General features: G+C 46.9%; 16 protein-coding genes. 5 read left to right on the top strand and 11 right to left on the bottom strand.

What is annotated here, in order from left to right; genetic code table 11:
- Positions 1–187: 187 nt before the first annotated feature.
- Positions 188–805 carry a pyridoxamine 5'-phosphate oxidase family protein gene (locus AC5ELV_RS20810; protein WP_493431692.1) on the bottom strand — a complete coding sequence of 206 codons (618 nt, stop codon included), beginning with the start codon at positions 803–805 and terminating at the stop codon, positions 188–190.
- A gap of 115 nt (positions 806–920) precedes the next feature.
- Here AC5ELV_RS20810 and pdxR point away from each other — a divergent pair, with 115 nt between their 5' ends.
- Complete coding sequence (gene pdxR, locus AC5ELV_RS20805; protein ID WP_493431691.1) at positions 921–2435, top strand: MocR-like pyridoxine biosynthesis transcription factor PdxR; 1515 nt, start codon at positions 921–923, stop codon at positions 2433–2435.
- A gap of 15 nt (positions 2436–2450) precedes the next feature.
- Here pdxR and AC5ELV_RS20800 read toward each other — a convergent pair whose 3' ends face one another.
- The gene (locus AC5ELV_RS20800; protein WP_493431690.1) at positions 2451–3089 is read right to left on the bottom strand and encodes a pentapeptide repeat-containing protein; all 639 of its coding nucleotides are present in this window, start codon (positions 3087–3089) and stop codon (positions 2451–2453) included.
- 151 nt (positions 3090–3240) lie between these two features.
- Here AC5ELV_RS20800 and AC5ELV_RS20795 point away from each other — a divergent pair, with 151 nt between their 5' ends.
- Positions 3241–6540 (top strand): DUF5695 domain-containing protein, encoded by a 3300-nt coding sequence (locus AC5ELV_RS20795; RefSeq protein ID WP_493431689.1) that lies wholly within the window; start codon positions 3241–3243, stop codon positions 6538–6540.
- A gap of 277 nt (positions 6541–6817) precedes the next feature.
- Here AC5ELV_RS20795 and AC5ELV_RS20790 read toward each other — a convergent pair whose 3' ends face one another.
- Positions 6818–7864 (bottom strand): hypothetical protein, encoded by a 1047-nt coding sequence (locus tag AC5ELV_RS20790; protein WP_493431688.1) that lies wholly within the window; start codon positions 7862–7864, stop codon positions 6818–6820.
- 173 nt (positions 7865–8037) lie between these two features.
- Between AC5ELV_RS20790 and AC5ELV_RS20785 the strand changes: the two genes are divergently transcribed.
- A complete protein-coding gene (locus AC5ELV_RS20785) occupies positions 8038–8436 on the top strand; it encodes a hypothetical protein (RefSeq protein WP_493431687.1) in 399 nt (132 codons plus the stop codon).
- A gap of 291 nt (positions 8437–8727) precedes the next feature.
- Here the strand turns inward: AC5ELV_RS20785 and AC5ELV_RS20780 are convergent, their stop codons facing one another.
- The 7 genes from AC5ELV_RS20780 to AC5ELV_RS20750 form a co-directional block, all read right to left on the bottom strand.
- Entirely contained in the window at positions 8728–9555 is an 828-nt protein-coding gene (locus tag AC5ELV_RS20780) for a carbohydrate ABC transporter permease (RefSeq protein WP_493431686.1), read from the bottom strand.
- On the bottom strand, positions 9552–10436 hold the full coding sequence (locus tag AC5ELV_RS20775; RefSeq protein ID WP_023986930.1) for a carbohydrate ABC transporter permease: 885 nt from the start codon (positions 10434–10436) through the stop codon (positions 9552–9554). Before AC5ELV_RS20775 ends, AC5ELV_RS20780 begins: the two co-directional genes overlap by 4 nt.
- Before the next feature lie 38 nt (positions 10437–10474).
- Positions 10475–11755 (bottom strand): ABC transporter substrate-binding protein, encoded by a 1281-nt coding sequence (locus tag AC5ELV_RS20770; protein ID WP_493431685.1) that lies wholly within the window; start codon positions 11753–11755, stop codon positions 10475–10477.
- 219 nt (positions 11756–11974) lie between these two features.
- A complete protein-coding gene (locus AC5ELV_RS20765) occupies positions 11975–13042 on the bottom strand; it encodes a response regulator transcription factor (RefSeq protein WP_493431684.1) in 1068 nt (355 codons plus the stop codon).
- A complete protein-coding gene (locus tag AC5ELV_RS20760; protein WP_493431683.1) occupies positions 13039–14838 on the bottom strand; it encodes a sensor histidine kinase in 1800 nt (599 codons plus the stop codon). The genes AC5ELV_RS20765 and AC5ELV_RS20760 overlap by 4 nt, the downstream gene beginning before the upstream one ends.
- Positions 14839–14971: 133 nt before the next feature.
- Positions 14972–16978: a beta-galactosidase gene (locus tag AC5ELV_RS20755; protein ID WP_493431682.1), complete on the bottom strand. Its 2007-nt coding sequence runs from the start codon at positions 16976–16978 to the stop codon at positions 14972–14974.
- Between the two features lie 15 nt (positions 16979–16993).
- Positions 16994–18358, bottom strand: a complete 1365-nt coding sequence (locus tag AC5ELV_RS20750; protein ID WP_493431681.1) for an MFS transporter — start codon at positions 18356–18358, stop codon at positions 16994–16996.
- Positions 18359–18532: 174 nt separating this feature from the next.
- Between AC5ELV_RS20750 and AC5ELV_RS20745 the strand changes: the two genes are divergently transcribed.
- Entirely contained in the window at positions 18533–19453 is a 921-nt protein-coding gene (locus AC5ELV_RS20745) for an AraC family transcriptional regulator (RefSeq protein WP_493431680.1), read from the top strand.
- 177 nt (positions 19454–19630) lie between these two features.
- On the opposite strand, the gene AC5ELV_RS20740 is transcribed toward AC5ELV_RS20745, so the two are convergent.
- A complete protein-coding gene (locus AC5ELV_RS20740) occupies positions 19631–20719 on the bottom strand; it encodes a site-2 protease family protein (protein WP_493431679.1) in 1089 nt (362 codons plus the stop codon).
- Positions 20720–21050: 331 nt separating this feature from the next.
- Between AC5ELV_RS20740 and AC5ELV_RS20735 the strand changes: the two genes are divergently transcribed.
- On the top strand, positions 21051–22001 hold the full coding sequence (locus AC5ELV_RS20735) for a macrolide 2'-phosphotransferase (RefSeq protein ID WP_493431678.1): 951 nt from the start codon (positions 21051–21053) through the stop codon (positions 21999–22001).
- Positions 22002–22154: the final 153 nt, after the last annotated feature.

Genomic DNA, 22154 nt, shown 5'->3' with positions numbered 1-22154 from the left:
CTTGCCCCCTTACGCCACAAATCTATCGTATTATAAAGTTCCTTTGCAGTAAGAACAACGGGCTTGAGGATGATATATACCTGTCCTTCAAAAGTCCTAATACAGAAGGACTGAACGTTTTGGAAAATCAAGAGCATCTCCCTACAAGGTATAATTAACCAATTAGACGGTGAGCGAGCAGGAATTATTAAGCCGAGTGATGAGGACAATATTTGCGCATCATCTCAATCGTTGTCAGATCGTCATCCAGCCCCCGTTGTTGCAAGCCGTCGATAATTTGCTGACGTTCCTGATCTTTGACATTTTGACCGAATTTAAACTTGGCAGTCCATTCCTCCGGTACAATTTTGATCAGAGCGACCCCTTTCAAACGTGAAGCATACCGAGAATCGTTTGCATCAATCGTGTCATACCCGCCTTCCGGTTGCAGCTTACCCATAAAAATGGAAAACGCAGATGCTTTTTCTTCCAAATCCACTACATGCTCCGCATGACCACGCACGGTAATACTTTTAAAAAATGAAGTCGCCGGACATGCCATATGTTCATCCGTAAAATAAGATGGAATGAGCGCATATTCTTTGGCGGCTGAAAAAGTAACCCGATTATCCTCTTTCATCTGTTCCATCTTTTCTCCAGCACGGCTGCCATGAATATAAAAAACGCCATTTCCATAAGCGAAATTCAAGGGAACCACACGCGGAAAACCATCCTCGCTGTTCATGCCTAAAAATCCGAAACTGACCTCGCTTAGAAACTGCTCTATTTCCTCTAGTTCTGCCACTGCAAATTCTTTCCTTCTCATAGGGAACTCTCCTTCCATCTATTGACCAATGATACATTTCAGATTATGTTAAAAATGGATTCATAAAAAGATCCAATATGAACGAAAATGAGTGGTCCAATCGAAGGAGAAGAATATGGATATTACGATTGCTTATCAGCGTGCGCTTCAAAAATATCATTTAAAATATTTGGCATTGTATCATGCTCTTCGTGAGGGAATCCTCAATGGTTCCCTTGCCAGTGGTACGCGTCTGCCTTCCACTCGTGATCTGGCTGTGATATATGGAATTTCGCGAGGGAGTGTTAAAGAAGCATACGATATGCTGCTGGCAGAAGGATATGTAGACTCGGCAGTAGGCAGAGGAACCTTTGTTATGCAACAGACAGCGGTGCTACCAAACCCATCACAAATCGGCCAGCAGAATCAGAATCCGCCTGTTGCAAAACAAAAAGCCCCTGCTCTGTCAGCATGGGGACAACGAATCATGCAGATCGAAAGGGAACGAAACTTAAAGTCGTCTCCTGCTTCTGCTACAGATAGAGACCGTGCGCAACAGCCTTTGATTTCTTTTCAGGCAGGAGAAGTTTTATTGGAGGGCAATTCACAGATCACATGGAAAAGCGCACTGACTGCCGCTGGAAAAGATCTGCAAAAGCCCTCGGCTGACGAGACGACTGCACCAGTGAGCGGTGATGAATGGCTGCGTGAAGCGATTTGCCATCATGTTGGCAGAACACGCGGAATTACGGCTACCCCGGATCAAGTCGTAATATGCAGTGGTTCCATGGAAGTGATCACGTTATTAAGTCAATTGCTTATTCATGAACAAGATAAAATTGTACTGGAGAATCCCTGTTATTCCGGCATCTACCGTGCAGTTACTGCCTCAGGCGGACAGATACTCGCTGCCGAAATGGATCAACACGGAATTGTCCCACAGGATTGGGATTCCAAATTGCTGATTGTTACGCCAGGACGACAGTTTCCAACGGGTGCTGTGTTGCCATTAGCACGCCGTCAACATATTTTGCAATGGGCAGTATCCAAAGGTGCGTGGATCATTGAGGACGATTATGACAGTGAATTCCGCTGGGCAGGACGACCCATTGAACCGTTAAAAGCACTGGATCGCGCAGAATGTGTCATCTATGTCGGCTCCTTTTCCAAAAGCATGTTCAGCAGCCTTCGACTCGGGTTTGCAATCCTGCCCGTTGAATTAGCCCAAGCGCTGACAGCTGCCAAACGACTATACGATCCCCTGCCGCCTGCCCGCTTGGAACAGCGCGCACTGGCACGTTTTATGATGCGTGGCGACTACGTTCGCCATGTGCGTCGGATGACTCGAATATACAGATCACGCTACGACGTGTTCCAGCGGGAAATACAGCAGTTGAATGGACTGTTTCACTGGCATCAGAACGATTGCGGACTACATGCCTACGCCATCTGGAAGCATGAGTCTGCCCAGTATCATCATTTGATGCAGACAGCACGGTTTTACGGAGTCACATGGCGTGATGCCGCCGATTACCAACTGACACCGGGACCTCCTTCAGCCTGCTTTAACTTTGCTCACTTAACGGAGCAGCAGATTATCGAAGGTGTTAAGCGTCTGCGCCAGGCTTGGGACCATATTAAGAATCAGTGAGAAGTGAGAGTTCCCTTATTTAATCACTAGCCCCAACAGTCCTACAAATGATGAAGCCTGATGGGGTGAGATGATGCAGCCATTCAAGTCTTCTATATCCACTTGTAACCCATCAAATTCACAATCGCTCAAATCAATCCCTTTGAGCTTGGACCCGGATAGCATCGCTTGATCCAGATTGCAACGGTTAAAAAAGGTTTTTTGTAGTGTTAAATGATACAGATCGGCACTTATCAAAGAACAATCCTCAAAACCAACTTGCTTAAAATTAGCAAAACGAAACATCGAATAATCCCCTAAGCAATCCGAAAAGCGAACGTTTTGGAGCCTGCTTCTGGAGAAATCTGTTCCAAGCAATTTGCAGTTTCTGAACTCTACCCGATGGATAAAGGAACCTGAAAAATGAACATTCGATAGATCGCATTTATCAAAAATGATGTCTGTCCATTCACTTTCCGGCAATGACGATTCCATGATCGTTACATTTTTAAAAGTCATCTTCTCTAATGAAACCTTAACCGCTTCCACATTATCCAAGATCATATCCTCTACAGACCCCATACGATATTCGCCTTTGGATCGTAAGGAATACATTTCTTCATTTAATACAGGCAAGTCGACAGGAATCTTTGGCAACTCCATTTTAATTTTCATAATACCTCTACCTCCACGATTGAGAGCCCTCTAGGACATCTATATGAATCTATTTTCTATCAATTCTCATACATAGGGTAGCAAAAGTATTTCTCACACATATATTAACGTAGTGAGCACGCTCACGAACCTTTGTTAGGAGGTTGATAGCATGGCAGTACAACTATCTAATCAAGTGTTCTCCATCTCTGTCGGAGATTACGGCGATCTCTCTTCCTTACGGCTGGTAGGGGACACTTTTAATACCAATTATGTCATGAACAGCTCCAACGCACCTAAACAGAATACGTCGGATCATCAGTGGCTGGGTGAACTCATGTTCACCTATCGTCTCGGCAACGGAGCGTGGACTCGGGCATGGACAAGTAATTCTGCTGATGCGCGCCAGATCACCTCTTCTGGAAACAGTGTCCAGGTAGCCTATCAGAATTCATCAAACAATCAGGGAATACGTAATTTCATTTTACATGAAACTTATTCGTTGGTTAACGATTATTTGCATTGGCAAATGAAAGTAACGAACAGTACTAATCAAACGCTGGAGATCGGAGATTGGGGACTGCCGCTTCCGTTTAACGAGTACTGGTCCGGTGGCAATAATGAACAAATTTATGAAACCAGAGTACTCTCACACTCCTTTGTAGGCCATAATAGCTCCTTTATTACCGCCGGACGACCTAGCGGCATCGGACCGTATATACTACTAGTCCCCGATGCGTCAACGGGTGCTGGTCTCGAATATCAGGACCATTGGAGAACTGAGGAGCATCCCGGCAGCACATGGGCTATGGAGCAAGGTGGCTGGTCCGAAGGACTGAATGTGTTCTATATCCATTCCAATGTCATCAAGAGCACCAACCGTGGCTATCTTGGAAGCACCAGTCTGTCGCTGGCTCCTGGTGAAAGCAAAACGTATGCCTTTAAATTTTACAAGGTAGCGGACGAGCAGGCCGTAAAGGACAGGCTGTACAGTGAGGGACATGTGGATGTGACCGTGGTTCCGGGTATGATTTTCCCGACCAATCTCAAGGCTAAATTCGATCTGCATACCAGCAAATCCATTACCTCTGTCACGGCGCAGTATCCGTCGGAAACGACCATCAGCTATCTGGAAACTGCTCCTACAAACCATAAAATATATGAACTTACACTGGAACGACTGGGACATAACAATATTACTGTAAACTATGGTAACGGCGAAAAAACCGTTCTCCAGTTCTATGCCATCGAGCCAGTCGAAGCTGCACTTCAGCGTCACTCTACCTTCATGGTCAACAGCACCCAATGGAACGTGCCGGGCGACCTGAGGGACAAGGTCTTCGATGACTGGATGATGCAGTACAAGGCCAAACGCAACAGCTTTGCTGGTTACTGGGGCTGGGGTGATGATTGGGGACTAACTCACGGCCAGTTTCTGGCGGAGAAAAACGTTCAGAAGCCCGTGGCATCTGAGATCAAGGCAGTCGATGATTATTTGGAGGTAGCCATCTGGACGAATTTGATGGAAGGCCATCATACCGATTATCTGGTTCCTGATTTCCTGATGCCGCAGCCTAACACGACACCAACGTACCGTGGCTATGCCTATCCGCACATTTATAATACGTTTTTTAGCATGTATAAACTTGCCAAGCTGTACCCCAACCTGATCAGCTATCGTAATAGCAAAAACACATATTTGCTACGTGCTTATCGTATTTTTAAAGCGTTGTATGAAGGCCCTGTTGCTTATAACTGGAACACGGGACTCATGGGTGAGCTAACTACACCTGATATGATTAAAGCGCTTCAGGAAGAAGGCATGACCACCGAGGCTAACGACCTGATTGCCAAAATGGCTACCAAGTACAACAATTTCAAAAACACCACCTATCCTTATGGCTCTGAGTATAACTATGACAATACAGGTGAAGAAGCCGTATATACACTCGCCAAAATGAACAGCAACACCACAATGATGAGCAAAATCAATGCCAAAACGCGTGCTGCACGCGGTCATATGCCTGTCTGGTACTATTACGCCGATCCGGTCACCATCACCGGAGAGAATTGGTGGAACTTCCAGTACACCACTTCACTGGCAGGCTATGCGATGGATGACTGGACACGTCAGCATTCGTCCAAGCCCGAAGTGGATCAGCGTCTATCCTATGCCGCCAAGCTGGCAAACATCGGGGCGATTAACTCGGGACAGATCAGCTCTGATCCTGCCAATATCGGGGCGGTATCGTGGACATATCAGGCGGGAAAAGGCAATTATGGCGCACTTGGTCTGGATGGCGGCCCCCTCTTTAACGGATGGCGCGGCATGTCCGGGGAAGCCGATCTGGGGCTGTTTGGAGCCATTAAAATCCTAAGCTCGGATGTGGCTGTAGATCCAATATTCGGCTTGTTCGGCTATGGCTGTGACGTTACAGAAAGCGGTAACAGCTACGCGATTACTCCAAAGGACGGTGTATTCCAACGACTGCATCTGATCACCCAAAAGCTGAGCGTGGAGCTGAATCGGGACCAATATAGCTTGGCCAACGTATCCAAGTCCAAGAACAACATCCGCCTGACACTGAAAAATATGACCCCAGGCACGACTCATACCACCGTTATGAGCTTGACCGGACTCGCGGCAGGTACGTATGACGTGCTCGTAGACGGCACAAAAACCGGATCAGTCACGGCTGCTAACAGCTCTGCGACCACGGTCAGACTGAATATCGGTACGGCAGCCAACTATGATATCCGTATCCAGTCGAGTACAGACAACCCGTCTCCCGTCGGAGACATTGTAGCCCGTTATGAATTTGACGAAACGGCCGGATCTACCGCAGCCGATTCGTCAGGTTATGGACAACAGGCCAGTGTAAGTGGAGGCGCGTGGGGAGCCGGACGGAAAGGCAATGCCCTGCACTTTAACGGTTCTGACGCCTATGCTAGCCTGCCCGGTGGTATCGTTAGCAGCATACATGACTTTACGATTGCCGCGTGGGTACGGGTGAACACGCATAACGGCTGGGCACGCCTGTTTGATTTTGGTGCAGGCACGGATCGGTATATGTTTTTGACACCTAAGGCCGAGGGAACTGGTATGCGCTTTGCTATCACCGTCTCGGGGAACGGAGAGGAACAACAGTTGAACGCGCCGGAGCTGGCAACAGGGGTTTGGAAACATGTCACCGTGACTTTGTCAGGCAATACTGGAATGTTGTATGTGGACGGTGTAGAGGCGACGCGTAACACGAACATGACGCTGAAGCCTTCCAGCCTTGGACTGACAGACCGGAACTATATTGGGAAATCCCAGTTTGATGATCCCTATCTGAACGGTGCAGTGGATGAACTGATCATTTACAACAGAGCCCTGACCGCTCAAGAAATCCGGGGCTTGGCCACGGCAAGCAGCACCATTAGAGCCCATGATGTGGGAGCCTGTTCATATGCTGAAGGAGCAGATTAGAATACATTTACGCATTCATTCATACCGTTAACGTTTTAGATTGTGAATGATTTGTATCGTGAATGATTTGCGTCGTGAATCATTTTCGTCGTAAATGATTAGTATCGTGAATAATTCTTGCTATATCAGCTCCACCCCCGGATTTCTTAAGTTAAGTCTGTAATCAGGTGAGAAATCCGGGGAGATGATGCTTCCGAAGCAATCAGTCCTTCGGAAAGCTTTTAAAGCGACCGCTTTATCGAGACGATCAGCGGCAGCTTTTCCATCTGGAGGGCGTTTAGCTCCGTCTAATGCGTGTCGTTCTTGGTCTTAAGCGAACCAGTTCCTCACTAGTGAGTTGCCTAGTATAGGAGCGAGGGGAAGATCCTGTATCTACCCTCAGTACCCTGCCTGCCCCGTTGGGGCGGGCTACCCGTGTGTTAAATACCTGCATGGCCCACTGCACCGGAAAGGCTATGGATAAGCGACCATCTGCCGTGCCTGCATAGTTGACCGCAGCTGCATAATTATCTGACTGTCTGAGCCATACAGAGCCAGAATCCCCAGGTAGTGATACGGGAGTCGTACCTCTAATAACCGTCTGATCTTCGAAGGTCAGTAAGCCCAACTCTCCGCCATAATTGATTTGCAGGTCCGTATAGACGGACTCTACCGTGCCATTGACCCGCCCGGTCGTACGCCCTACCTTCTTCAACCTATCCCCTATGCGATAAGCGGTCACATGACCCGGGATCGCTCCTACTGTAGCGTAACGCGGATTGAGCAGGTTGTTACGGGTCGGAAGCGAAAGCGCCCCATCAATCAGGTTCGTTCCGGTGGGATTCAAGCGTACGTAACGATATAGCCGTCCTATACGATCCTGAGCAACCGTCCCCCCATCGGCTCCGCCTGGCTGAATTGTAGCCTCCCGATTGTCTGTATTGGAGGGATTGAGGACATGGTTGTTGCTAAAAAGATAACGTGTAGCCGGCGCTCCAGTTGGGGCAACGATGAGTCCGGTTGTACCGGAGCCTTCAATCGTCCCGACACTGTAGCCGGCGATGACCGGGCGTATGCGCACTCTGTAGTCCGTAGCATTGGCTCTGATCTTTCCAGTCTTTACAATTCGGACTGGAACGTTCGTTTTCTTTCCTAATGCGGTGGCTGACAGGAGTCCAGTAGAGGCCGACGCTAAACGGTCCGTGTACACAATAACAGCAGCTCCCTTTTTGGGATGGGCAGGGTCCCTGTATCCTACGCCAATGCCGTGGACACCGGGCATTTTTAAGACTCGCTTGGCCATCCGCTTTTTCACTTGAAGCGCGGCCGAGAAGGTAGCCAACATAATCATCTCCTTTTACATTCAGATGAAATATTGTATGGCTAAGGCCGCTTCGCGTTCCATTTGATCTTACGAACGCTGTATTGAAAGGCATATGAAAACATACCATAAAATGGTATACTCATTTCCGAAATTGACATCTTATCATTTAATTCTGATGTTCAAGGAGGTACTTTATGTTTTCAATCATGTTGACATACAGCATACAAGCAATTGCAATTTTACTAATTATCATTGAATCGTTGAGAAAAAACAGAAAAAAAATAGGCTGGGGATCACTTTCACTGCTGTTATCTCTTCTTGGCATGGCTGTTTCTTTTGAATTTGGCGATTACATATGGGGAGACCAGTTGCTTTCCTTTTTAGGATTGCCCGCCTGGTCCAATCCTGTCGATAATACTGGGTTTCACTACACCATTTATCTATCCAGTATTTTTTTTATTCCCAGTTTAATCATTGGATATAAAAATCCTAAAGAGTTTGGAGCTACAATCGGAAAACGGATTTCTAGTATATATCTATTTTTGATCATCATTTCGCTTTTATTTTTTATAATAAGTAATTTCTCGAAGTGACTAATTCATTTACCTCCATATTCTTTCCGGCACTGACTGCAATCACCCTCATAACGTTGCCAAAATTAGAAGCTAAGGTGAGTAAAAGCACAATGTTAAAAGTGAGAATTTCCATAATAACAACAGTTCTGCTGATCGGAGTCGTGTTGTATATCATTGACCCTCAGTGGTGGATCATTGTAGCCTTTGCAATTTTGTTTGTAACCCTTCCTATCTTTTTATTGAAACGTTGGCGCGAAAAAAGCTGAATCAGAGAAAAAGCCTTCCTTGTTGATAGGAAGGCTTTCCACCTTATCCCTTAACCGCTCCCTCCGCGATTCCTTCCATGATGAATTTCTGAAAGAAGGCATAGATCAGGATAACCGGGATGGAAGTCAGCACGAGTGCGGCCAGAATAAGCGACCAATCCTTGTTGTACTCTCCGAACAGCATATTGGTCGAGAGAATCAGGGTGTAATGGTTCACATCCGTCAGCATCAACAATGGAAGCAAAAAGTCGTTCCAAATCCACAGAAAATCCAAAATCGCGATGGTAACTGTGATCGGCAGCAGCAAAGGAAATATAATGCGAAAGAACGTTTGGAACTCATTACAGCCGTCCATTTGCGCGGATTCTTCCAGCTCACGCGGGATGGATTTGACGAATCCATGATACAAAAAGATCGCCATATTCACACCCAAGCCGATATAGATCAGGGCCAGGCCGTACGTACTGCCTTGAACGGACAAATCTTTTGCCATTCGCGTAAGCGGTATCATAATAGAGTGAAACGGTACCAGCATCGATGCGACAAACAGGAAGAAAATCGCACTGCTCAGTTTCCCCTGTGTACGAGACAGCTTGTAGCCTGCCAGTGCCGAACAGATCACAATGCCACCAATGCCAATAAAAGAAATAATCGTGGAATTAAGGGCGCTGTTCAACAAATGAGTCTGATGAAAAGCCTGACTGTAATTTTCAAAGTGAAGCTTCGTCGGCAGCGCCGTAAAGGATGCAAACATCTCGCCCTGTGTTTTAAACGAATTAATTACCGCCATGTAGATGGGGAAGAAGGACACAACTGCGCCCACGCACAGAAGCAACGTAATCAGCAAGGAATTGGCTTTCTTCAGCCTCATGCCTCCACCTCCCTCTTCTTCATGACACGCAGCTGAATCAGGGTGAAAATGAGAACGATCGCGAACAAAATTACAGATTTGGCACTCGCATAACCATAACGGAAGTTGTTGGAGAAAGCCTCCTCGTAAATATTCATCGTAATCACCTGTGTACTGCGCCCCGGCCCTCCTCCAGTCAGTCCGTATACAACCTCATACACTTTGAAGGCGCCATTCAGCGTCAGAAAGAAACAGATCGTAATCGCATGAGTAATCATCGGCATCGTTACGCTTCGCAATGTCTGAAATGCGTTCGCCCCGTCAATAATAGCAGCCTCCTTCAAGCTTTGTGGCACACCTTGAAGCGCAGCCAGATAGATGATCATCATATAACCGACGCCATTCCAGAGCGACACGATAATAATAGAGAAGAAAGATACTTTCGGGTCGCCCAGCCACGATTGGCCTAAAAAGGCGATAGCCGTCTTTTCGGCGATCTGTGGCAGCACGGAGGAAAAAACGAATGTCCACATAAATGCGCTAATAATGGTACTGATCATATTGGGCATAAAAAATATCGTCCGGAAAAATCCTTTGGTACGTGTACGCGACTCAATCAACACGGCCAGTGCCAGCGCCAGTACATTTTGCAGCACAATCATGACCAATACGTATTTAAGGGTAAACCAAAGGGAATTGAGAAAATCGGGGTCTTCCTTCAACGATTCCACAAAGTTCCCCAAGCCGATAAAGCTGTAATTGGGATTCAATCCGTTCCAGTCTGTAAAGCTGTAGTACATGCCGCTGATCGTTGGAATGAGCAGGAAGATGGCATAAAAGATCAGCGCCGGGGCTGTAAACGCCAGTAGCATGACGTATTTTTTATAGATTTTAAAAGGCATGGAGTCTCTCCCTCCCGGTGTAATTCTATAGGTTACCGTTACTTGTTCACTTTGTTATACGATTTCCATGCCTTATCCAGCGCCTTAATGACATCATCCTGCGTGAGCTGGCCTGCATAATAGGATTGTAGCGATTTGCCTGCCTCGTCCTTGACCGCTTGCGGGATAGATGGGTCTTGGTACGACTTGCCTGCTTTTACGTATTCGGTAGCGTCATTAACCCAAGGATAGCTTTTAAACGTATGCACTTTGGAGATCGGGTTAAATTTCAATGCTTCATAGAACGCGCTAGAATCCTTGTCATCCAGCACATAGTTAACAAAATCGAGCGCAACCTCCTTATTCTTGCTTGTAGAGGATACAGCCAGCGAAGTCGAAGTGGACAAATTGATCAATGTCGCATTGGGATCGTCATTGATCGGCAACGGTGCTACCCCAAAATCCATCTTCGGATCAGATTTTAAAATCGTTTCCGCAAACCACGGTCCCTGAATCCACATCGCCGCTTTACCCGAGGCAAACGCAGCCGATCCATCATCCCCGCCGATTTCCAGCGCCTTGTCCGTACCGTTGCTATTCACTAGATCAATAATATCGAACATGCTCTTCATTTCGGAAAAGGAGCCTTTATCCTGATTCATCCTGTCAATAAAATCCTTATTCTGTGTGTTCATCATCGCACCCGCTGTCAGCGGCACGAACAGCTGTGGAATCCAGGATTCTTTGTAGGACAACAGGAACGGTTTCACATTATTCGCTTTCAGCTTCTCGACCACAGCCTTCATTTCGGTCAACGTTCCCGGCGGCTGCAAATCCAAATCCTTAAATATCTTTTTATTGTACAAATAGCCCCATGAGATCGTCTCCAAAGGAACCGCTACGACCTTTCCGTCTTTCGTTGTCACCGAAGGCTTCACACTATCCATCAATTTGTTAACAAAAGGCTGGCCGGACAAATCCTCCAAATAGCCCGCTTTATAAAACGGAGGAATTTCATTCACCGCGTGCAATGCAAATACGTCTGGCGCATCGTTGGATGCAAGTCTTGTCTTCAAAATTTGTGCGGCGTTGTCAGCAGGTGGCATCTCCAGTTGAACCGTAACGTCGATATTTTTATCTTTCTTCTCTTTCGCTACGAATGCATTAATGTATTTATCGTAGTGCTCCTTCAAACGGGGCTGAGCAATAAACATTTTGAGATTCACCGTTTTGCCGTCTCCACCGGAACCACTGCTGTCACTGCCTGAAGAGTTCGCTCCACACCCGGCCAATAACGTGCCAACCAGCATCGTGCTCAATACACCTTTCCACAACTTCATGAAAAATGACCTCCCCTATTATGAAAATAACTGTTACCCATCGGCAAATCAGTTGTTATTCAAAGCAGTTATGCCGCCGGTCTTCAACCTCTATTCAGCTCTGTGCGAACTTCCTAAAGGCCAAATTCCTTTGTACTGCTCGTTTTGTATACGCTTTCATTATAGAATGGGAAGGCACTTCTGCCATTGGACACCCTTAGCTTATTGGATTGGACTTTTTTAAACTTCCTTTCTCATTTCACCGGGTGCCATGCCAAAATGCTTTTTAAATACCCGATAGAAATAAGACACATCCTCATATCCTGCCATCTCCGCAACTGCTTTAATTGAAATCTGTTTATTGGCCAGCCATTCCCGCGCCTTTTCCATTCTTCGCGCTACAATGTAGTCCGTTACATTTTGACCATACTCCTGCTTAAATACTTTGCTCATATACTCTTTGCTCACAAAAAAGTTTTTCGCCAACTGCTCCAGTGTAATCGGCTCAGCAAAGTGACTGTCGATATATCGCCGTACCTCTTCTAAATTCAGCTTGTTTTTGTATTTCCGCTGCCGAATGAGCTGATCCAGTTCCTGAACATAACACGACGATACGAATTCCAGCGCATGTTCTACAGAGGATACGGCATCCTGCGACAGTGAAAATCCTGCCTTTGCTTTAGAAGTATCCAGCCCGTTATCCGCTGCGAGTTCTTTTAGCAGGGAAAGAAGCTCCTGCACCAGCCTGCCCAGCATTTGTGGACTTGGTGCTCCGTAACTCTCCAGCTCCTGCATAACCTGCCTGCAGGTTAAGTTCACCCCGTCACGGTTCAGCTCATTAAAATAAAGACGCAGCAGTTGCTTATACCGGGTCAGCTTGTGAAAAAACTCATAATCCAGCTTTGTCGCTTCTTGCTGCTGTTCAGCAGCCTTGACCTCCAGATCGCTTTTGCATTTGAGCAGCACTGCATTCAGCTCGGCAGGATTGACTGGCTTTAACAAATAATCGACGGCCTTGTAACGGATGGCATGTTTGGCATACGCAAAATCATCATATCCGCTCACGACAATGATTTTCACATCAGGACAATGGTTATTTAGTGCTTGCAGCAGCTCCACTCCGTCCGCACCCGGCATGCGCATATCCGTAATCACAATATGGGGAGCTAACTCCCCAACTAGCCTGAACGCCTCGTCTCCGTCCTCAGCCTCACCCACTACCAACATTCCGAGTTTTTCCCATGTGCCAAATGTCTTCAGAATATCGCGATTCCACGGCTCATCGTCCACAATTAATACTCTGATCATACTTTTCCCTCCTCTGCTGAGATGAATGGAATGCGGATGGTAACACGTGTACCAACACCCTGCTCACTATCTATCGTCACTCCGTAGTGCACTCCAAAATTCATCCGTATGCGTGAAGACACATTGCTCAATCCGATATGACTACCCTGCGCCCAGATCGGTTCCTCCGACGCGTTTTCCAGCTTTGACCGTACTTCTTCCAGCTTGTCCGGGGTCATGCCGTTTCCATTATCGCAAACCGTAATACACACATCTTCTTTCATAATCTCCACTCGAATTCCCATTCGCCATGCCCCTGCCTTACGGTCAAGACCGTGCTGAAACGCGTTTTCCAACAATGGCTGAAGCGATAGCTTAGGCAGACGAATATCCATCGCCTGTTCTTCTGTCTCCACCTGAAACACTAATCTTTGCGGAAATCGACGCTGCTGGATACTCATATAATGTCCCACATGGTCGAGTTCTGCACGCAGAGAGGCCAAATCCTGAGGTTCCCGTACCACGTAACGGAACATCTCACTCAGTGACCGAATGACTTCATAGGTATCCTCTGGCTTTTGGGAAAACACCATACTTCCGATCATTTGCAGCGTATTTTGCAGAAAATGTGGATGAATCTGTGCCTGGAGTGCTTTCAATTCAGCCGTCTTTTTTTGCAAATTGATACTGTATTCCGTCTGGATATGCTCACGGATTCTGCCTGCCATCCCATGCAGACTTCTTTCCAGCAACCCAATCTCATCCGGGCGTGTACTTGGCTGTCCAACCGGCCCCTTGATCATATCCAGTTCCTGTACGGAACGCGCCAAATGGACAATCGGACGTGCAGTGCGCCATGCGATGAAAACGGCAATGCAGATGGAAACCAGGATAGAAATCACGCCGACGATAATACCATACAACATGGTTGAAAAAGCGCTGTGGTTAATGGAGGAAGTGGGTACGATTTTGACCAGCTTCAGCCCAACTACATCCAGATCATTATAGAACACATAATGTTCAGCAGTTTGAATCACTCCGGGACCCGGCTTAACGTCACGAAGAGCTGTCAGCACTCCTGCAGGAGGAGGCGACTGCAGAGCCTGTGCTGGATACATAACCCTGCCATCCGCATCTGTAATAAGCACCTGATGCTGATCCCCTCGTCCCAGCAGGCCCAGCGTCTGATCGAATTGCGACCACAATACATCCAATGAAATAGCCCCCGTCTGCTTCTGGTCTTCAAAACGCCGAATACTGCGTGTCAGTGTAAAGCGTTCCGGGTCAGCAGGGCTTGGACGAATCGAGTAATCCTTATTCGCTTGCCACATCTCGGCATACTGCGTGGGAATACCGTTCACCGTCGTGATTTCATTTTGCATGCTGTTGAAGGTAAACAGGGTTTGCGACTGCTTCAAATAAAGCTGGATGCCGATCACATGACTCCCGGCCGAATAATACACATTCGCCATCGTATTCAGCATTTTTCGCTGGGCATTAAATTGGCTTGAAAGATTGTCAGGCTCGCGCTCATTCAAATAATCGCTCAGATCAGGGCTGATCTGAATGCTGTAAATCAGATGATTTAGACGATCTAGCTGGTCGCTGATATAAATTCCCGTCCATTTCATATTGGACATGTTCGTCTCTACGACTTCGGTTTCCATAGACGCTCTGCTTTTCTCCGCAGCCAGCACCGTGACAGCAATGACCGGCAGCACAGATAAAACAATCATCGTCAAGATCAGCTTGAGCTGAATGCTACGTCGATACGGGGCCGTCAGCGCCCGAAACCAGCGGACTGCTCGGGTTGGCATAGCAATGCACTCCTCTATTCAGCCATATGCGAAAACGCCCCGCAATTCGCAGGGGCGCTTCATGTACCGGATACTCCCGGAGAATACCTATATGATATTATTCGTAAGTCAGTTTCAGCTCATTATTCATCATTTACGCTTCTTCGATAATTATAACACCCCAAGGCTCTAATGAAAGCGTTTGTCCTTGAGCAACTGTACGCTCCCCGATTAACTCCTTGCCGTCTCCATGCGGATATACCACCGAGCCTGCTTGTTCGGAATAGTTAAAATAGTACCGGATTGTCCGTCCCAGTTCATTCGTGCCGGATTTAACAATGATCGGATAAGATGTTTCCTGATCCAGTCCCCATACTCCTGCCTTTTTGGCTACAGAGCTGAATAGTTCGCGGATGACCGCCGGGCTGACGATACAGCCGATGTAGGTCGCTGTTCCCTGACCATAGCGGTTTTGCGTAATCGCGGCATATTTTCCCCAATGCGGGTGATCGTAATAGGCCAATACTTCGGCAGTCGTCGGGGTAATCAGCTCCATCCACGTATCTACCTGATTCTCCTCTGGTGCCACCTCAAAAGGATTATTTTTGAGCGTCACCTTCTTCGGCTCCACGAACAAGCTGTAATGAATGCCGCAGGCTTCGCTAATCAAGCCCGGCTGTCGGGACGTTCTCACCTGCACATGCTCGTCGGTAAATCCGCTTCGGAATGTGTAAACTACATGACCACCTTTTTCCACATATCGGTTCAGCTTCTCCAGTAGTGCGTCTGGGGCAGAATAGAGAACCGGGACGATCAAGAGATCATACTCGTCAAACGATTCTGTACCTGGATGAACGATATCCGTCCCGATATTCAGTTTATACAACTCGTCATACAAACGACGTACGATGTCATTGTAATTCAACGGGCTGCTCATATTAAATTTAAACCAGTCAATCGACGTCAATGCTTCGTTGCTGACCAGAATCGCCGTTTTATTTTTCTTTTTCAGGTTAACCAAATGCGGAGACAATCTGGCAAAATCCTTCCCTATCGTCTGTGCTTCCTCATACACAGGATTCGGCTCAAAATCATGGCTGAGCAGACCCTTCCAGTAGGTTTCGAAGGAATTATGGATGGAATGCCAATGCCAGTATGCGACCATATTCGCCCCGGAAGCCAGATGGCTGAACGCTTGCAGACGCAATTGCCCCGGATAGGGAACCCAGTGGGTAAAAGCCTGCGCTTCCGTTTCCAGCACCAGATAGTTGTTATTTTTCGTCGAACGCGCCACATCGCCACCGAAGGAAATTTCAATTCCAGTCAGATCATCCTGTGATGGATGGTAAATATCCACCCCAGTCACATCAAAGGCTTGCGATGCCGCAAAGTGATCCACGTCCGGCTGAACACCAAAGGAATGACCTCTCCATTCAAAATCAAAGTTTTGCGTAACAAATTGGTCTTCCCGCTTATATTCATTCACCAGCGCGACCTGCCATGCCAGGAAATCCGTCACCAGCTTACGCTGGAATTGGGAAAAGGCTGCGCCCAAACTTCCATTAATTGTTCCGACCACCGAAGGAAAGTCCTCCCAGCTATTGATGCGATTACTCCAGTAGTCCAGACCAAATTTGCGGTTTAGCTCCTCCAGCGATTCGAACCGCTCCCGCAAATACTTCACAAATTGCAATTGCACATTGGGCCCGCTTGTGTTGTAATGCTTGGTCTCATTATCCGTCTGAAAGCCAATGACCGCCGGATGCTGACTCACCCGTCCGATCAGCTTGCGTATGATTCGCTCGGCATGGAACAGGTACACCGGGTTCGTAATGTCCATAATCTGGCGAGCTCCATATTTGCCCGGACCTTGAGGCGTTGTCGCCAATACATCGGGATGCTCTTTCACCAGCCATGTGGGTACGGCATAGGTGGGCGTCCCCACAATGACTTCGATGCCTGCCTCATGCATGGCGTCCAGCACCCGATCCACAGAGGTGAAATCAAACACTCCATTTTGCGGTTCATGCGTGCTCCAGGTGGATTCCGCAATCCGCACCACGTTAATTCCCGCATCCTTCATCATTTGAATATCTTGGTCCAAACGGTCATATGGCATATATTCATCATAATAAGCAACACCGTACAGTAGCTTTTTCATCAAGTCGTCCTCCAATTAGGTTCGTAATAGAATGGTCTTATCAGCAACACCCTGCTTCGCAGAATCTGTCTGTTGTTGATTTTGTTTCGCACTTGCTAGCCAGCCTTCTACGTCTTTTTCCTTAATCTTGTACAGCCATGCGAACAGTCCTGCCGTAATTAAGGCCCCCACACCAGGCACTACTGCATAAAGCGCGAAAATCCATGTGAGAACCTGTCCGGTCTGCGGTACATTCGGGATATAGCCTGCAAAGGCAAGCGCATAAGCGACGATTCCACTGGCTGCCGCTCCCCCCAGTTTTCCTGCAAACGTTTGGGTAGCAAAAGCGGTACCACTGGCACGTACGCCTTTTTTGAATGCGCCATACTCCACACAATCGGCCGTAAACATTGGAACCATGAGCTGTGGTGCAGAGCTGAACAAACCGAAAAGAACCGCGAATACACATACGACAACGGGGTTGCTGTAACCGATTGCAAACAAGGACAGGCCTGTAGTAAACAATCCAAGCAAGCTGACGACATTCACTTTCCACTTGCCGAATCTTTTAATAATTGGTGGTAAAATCAACGCGGTGAGCAGCTGCACACCCAAGGAAATGAACATGAGAATTGAAATATAAATAGGATTTTTCAAGTTGTATAAGGCAAAGTAACTGACGACAATCCCTTGCAGGTTGGTCATAGACAGCGTCATAAACGACATCAGGTAGAATAAAAGCTGCTTGTTTTGCAATGGATACGTCATAATTTGCTTGAGCGTAACCTTCTCCGCCTTGTTGGAATAACGTTCTTTGACATTAAAGCGAGTAAAGTTCATGAGTATCAAACCTGCTATGGCAACAATCAGTGCCAAAATCGGCCAAGATATCTGATTGGCCACAGCGACCGAAGACGAGGAAATCACCATAAAAGCCAGAAAGACCATCGTCCGCCCTCTCGACATCAGCAGGTCACGTTCGTGCGTGTTTTTCGTCATCAGTGTAGCCAAACCGAAACCGGGCGCATCACTAATCGTATAACACATTTCCCATGCCAGATACGTGACGGCGATGTAGATCACCTTAACGGTAAGCGACGCATCACTGGGAACGAGAAAAATAAGTACAGTAAGTATCGGCAAAATGATGGAAGCCAGATTCGTCCATGGTTTGAACAAACCGCCCTTTAGATTGGCTCGGTCAATGATCACACCGAAGATCGGAGCGCTAAGAGCATCCCATATACGGGCTAGTACGAATAAAGTACCGATAATAGAAACAGATATGCCAACATAATCCGTATAAAATAGCATCGCAAAAGAGGCGACCAGACAGAGAATTGCGTTGCTCCCCAAAAAGTAAACGTAATACGATACACGTTCTTTCGATGTTGTTTCCATAGCTCCTCCTGATTACAATATGGCATCGCTTTCAAAATATCTATATATAAGCGCTTTCTTTTACGTAGAAGCTTATACTATAGCATTTGTAAACGCTCTTTTATTATAGTTAAATGTTAGATACAATGAGATTGTCTAAGCGGTGTAAAATTTGCCCTAATCGAAGGTGATCTGATGATATTAAATCCTGATGTTGATCCAGCTCTATTCCATGATTGCCAATGGCTACCCATTATTGACTGGAATGTGAAATTTTTTGGCGCTCATATTCACCGGGTCAAAGCAGATTGGTGCATGCCAGAGGAATCTCATATCGGTTTTGAAATTGCACTCATTTTAGAAGGTCGTCAGGAAACGATCATGGAAAATAACGTATATTCGGTTGGGGAAGGTGATATTTTAATTATTCCGCCGGGTTTTAAACATGTGAGTCAGTGTGTTTCCCCAAACGGCATGTACTATTTTAGCTCTCATTTTAATGTCGATGATCCATTGTTCCGTCAGGAAATGATTAAGAACAATCAGCTCTTTTTCCCGGCGGGTACTGAAACGAATGCCAAGCTGCAAAAGGTCGTCCATAGCTGGATTGGCATGGTGCAGGAAAGTGGAGAATATACGACAGCAGACCGATTTCGCATGCAGATTGCCTTATTTGAGCTATTTGGGATATTCTCGCAAATGATATCTACCGGTTTGGAGCCCAGAATCGCGCCTTCATCCGTTCAATATGCCAAGGCCATCATGGAAGCCATTCAATCAAGGTTTAAGCCTTATCGGGAGGATGAATCTGGCGAGCAAGCGTTCCGTCTTGAAGATGTGGCGGCTTCTCTCGGGATCAGTCCCGGCTATGCCCAGGAAGTGTTCCGCAAGGTGTACGGCTATTCTCCACGTCACTATCTATCGGAGACCAAGTTGCATGAGGCTAAGGTGTTGATCCAGCAGCCCAATCTGCCACTCAACAAGGTAGCTTCCCTGCTCGGATACTCCAGTCTGGCTCATTTCAGCAGACAGTTCAAACGCTGGACAGGCACCAGCCCACTTAAATACCGCCAAACGTTAAAGCCGATTACTGATGAACAAAGGACTAAGATATAAGGACGAATAGCAGGACGAATAGCAGGACGAATAGCAAAGGCTCCAGCGTGTTATTCAACCCAAAAAAGAGCGTGACACCGAATATTACGGTTGTCGCGCTCTTTAGACTCTATTTTCTATAAGCTGTACCGTTGCCTTAATGATCTAAAATCTTGACCAAGCTCTCATTTTTTCGAATCACAGCCTGATATCCCCTATATGCTGGTGCACCACATACATCATCCCCATCAGGAATACGGCCAAAGCCAAGTAACCGATACCGAATTTCCAGCGCGATGATGCGGGTACTTCGTAATATTTATCATTTTCAAACGGAATGTAGTCAATCCCACACAGCAATCTGAGCTGATACGCATCCGGGGTCGGTATATGTTCTACACCGTTCAGCCATACATGCTGGACAAGACACTGCTGTGGCAGCAAAAGCGTCTGCTCCACATCCAGACTTTCCATATACACCGTCACATATTGCTGCCCCTCCAAATCCGAGTAGGTATTAAAGGATAATCTGCGTGTGTGCTCCGGTCCGGGCAGTGGATATCCCTGCTCATACAGATGCTGTACGTTCACCAGCGGCTTTTGCAAAAAGGATTGGATCTTGACCTCTCCTTTATTGCGTTTAACATATTTTTTGTACAAATCGTAGGCAAAGAACGCCCATATGAAGAAAAATAAAAAGGATTTTAAATATACTACGACTACAATTCCACCCAATAGGCCCACCAGCCATAACCAGCGTGTCACAGCCGTGGAAATCCGTCCTCCGTCGAGCGGATGAATCGGCAGCAAATTGATCAAGTTCAGGAAAAAACCGATATATGCTAGTGCATACAAAAGTGGACTGTCTGTTGCATAGGCTCCTGCGTATACCGCCATAGCCCCTACCGTTCCCAATAACGGCCCGCCCATGGCCACGTAAGCCTCTGTCTGCGCATCCAAAGGTTGGCGTTTCATGGTGATCAGCGCACCAAGAAAAGGAATAAATAACGGTGCTGACACCGGAAGCCCCTTGCGCTTGGCAGCCAATACATGTCCCAGCTCATGCACAAACAACAGCAACACGAATCCAACCGCAAATCCCCACGGGTAAATGATCGCATATGTGCTAATCGTTATCGCCATAGATATCAGCGCACCGCCAAATTTACTGAATTTTAAAAGGGCAAGTAACGACTTGCCTTTCAGCAGAAGCAATGCTGCTGCGCTACCGAGATACCATTTGGATGAGCCGGATTTGGAATCGGTCTTTTTATCTTCATTTTGCAAAAGTATCCGTCTCCTTTCTCTAACACTTCCATTGTATCCTGCAATGTGCAGCTTGTAAAAACTTCTCTAACCCACAGATAAGCGAACTGGGGTAACTATTTATATTATTCCTCGTGTTGTAGACATCCTCCATGTAGGATGTTATATTGGTGCTGGGTTAGATGCCCTATTTTGTAAAGGAGGTTTGCTCTTTCATGTGTGCTCACTACATGCGTCTCAGATAAAAGGATAGGCTTTTCAATGAAGTTCAACCCGTTTTTTTATATGGAAGGTTGAGGCTTGTTTAAGTTATCTTTTTTTAACTAAATCTGAACAATGAGGTGTGTTTCATATGACTGAAAAGCGTTCCTTGACTAGCTCAAAAGACGTTAGCGATATATTGGCCCTTGCCAAAAGCAACGGGCTTCACATACTACATGAAGGATTGGAACTCAACGAGTCCGGGCTAGATTTCCGGGCACTATTCGCCAAAGACATTCAGGGTACCCCTTGGGTTCTACGTACACCGCGACGAACAGATGTGGTCCAATCAGCCGCTTACGAGCACAAAGTTCTTCAGTTGATTCGTGATACTCTTCCTGTAGCGGTACCGGATTGGCAAGTGTATAGTCCAGAGTTCATCGCCTACCCTCAGCTGGAGGGCACTCCTGCCGCTACCATTGATATGGAAACAAAAAGTTACGTATGGTTCATCAATCCTGAGGCTCTGACGGAAAGATTCGTTGCTTCGCTCGCTAAAGCCTTAGCCGCGTTGCACCGGACGGATCACCAACAGGCAGCCGATTTTGGTGTCCGCGTAAAGCAGCACGACGAAGTTCGGCAATTGATGGCTCAGCGGATGAAGGAAATAAAGAGCGTCTTTGGTGTATCTGGTGAGCTGTGGCAACGATGGCAAACCTGGCTGGCAGACGATAGCTACTGGCCGGAATATTCCGCACTTGTACACGGCGATTTGCACCCAGGTCATATTCTAGTCTCTTCGAATACAGAGGTTACTGGAATGCTGGACTGGACCGAGGCCGAAGTAGCTGATCCGGCGATTGATTTTACGAGTTACCATACTTTGTTCGGAGAAGTAGAGCTTACTCGTTTATTGAAGTTTTACGAGGCAGCAGGCGGACGTGTATGGCCGCGTATGAGCGAACATATCGTTGAACTGACCACGGTTTACCCTGTGCTTATCGCTGAATTCGCCCTCAAATCCGGACTAGATGAATATATGGAGATGGCACGTAACGCGCTGGGTGTCCATGAGCAAGAAGAAGGGCTATCCGACATATAATATAGCTGTAGCCACCTGGCAGGCTTTGGTTCAATGACGAACCAAGGCCTGCTTTTTTCTGTTCTCCTTTTTCGTAAAGTTACGTTCCGCACACAAGTGTCCATCCTCCTGTCTGTTCTGTTATCATGTAAGAAAACGGAATAACCCAGGAAA

The organism is Paenibacillus sp. NMA1017 (assembly GCF_058895805.1).
Note: the sequence above shows the minus strand (reverse complement) of the source record. Positions and strands in the feature narration are given on the sequence as shown.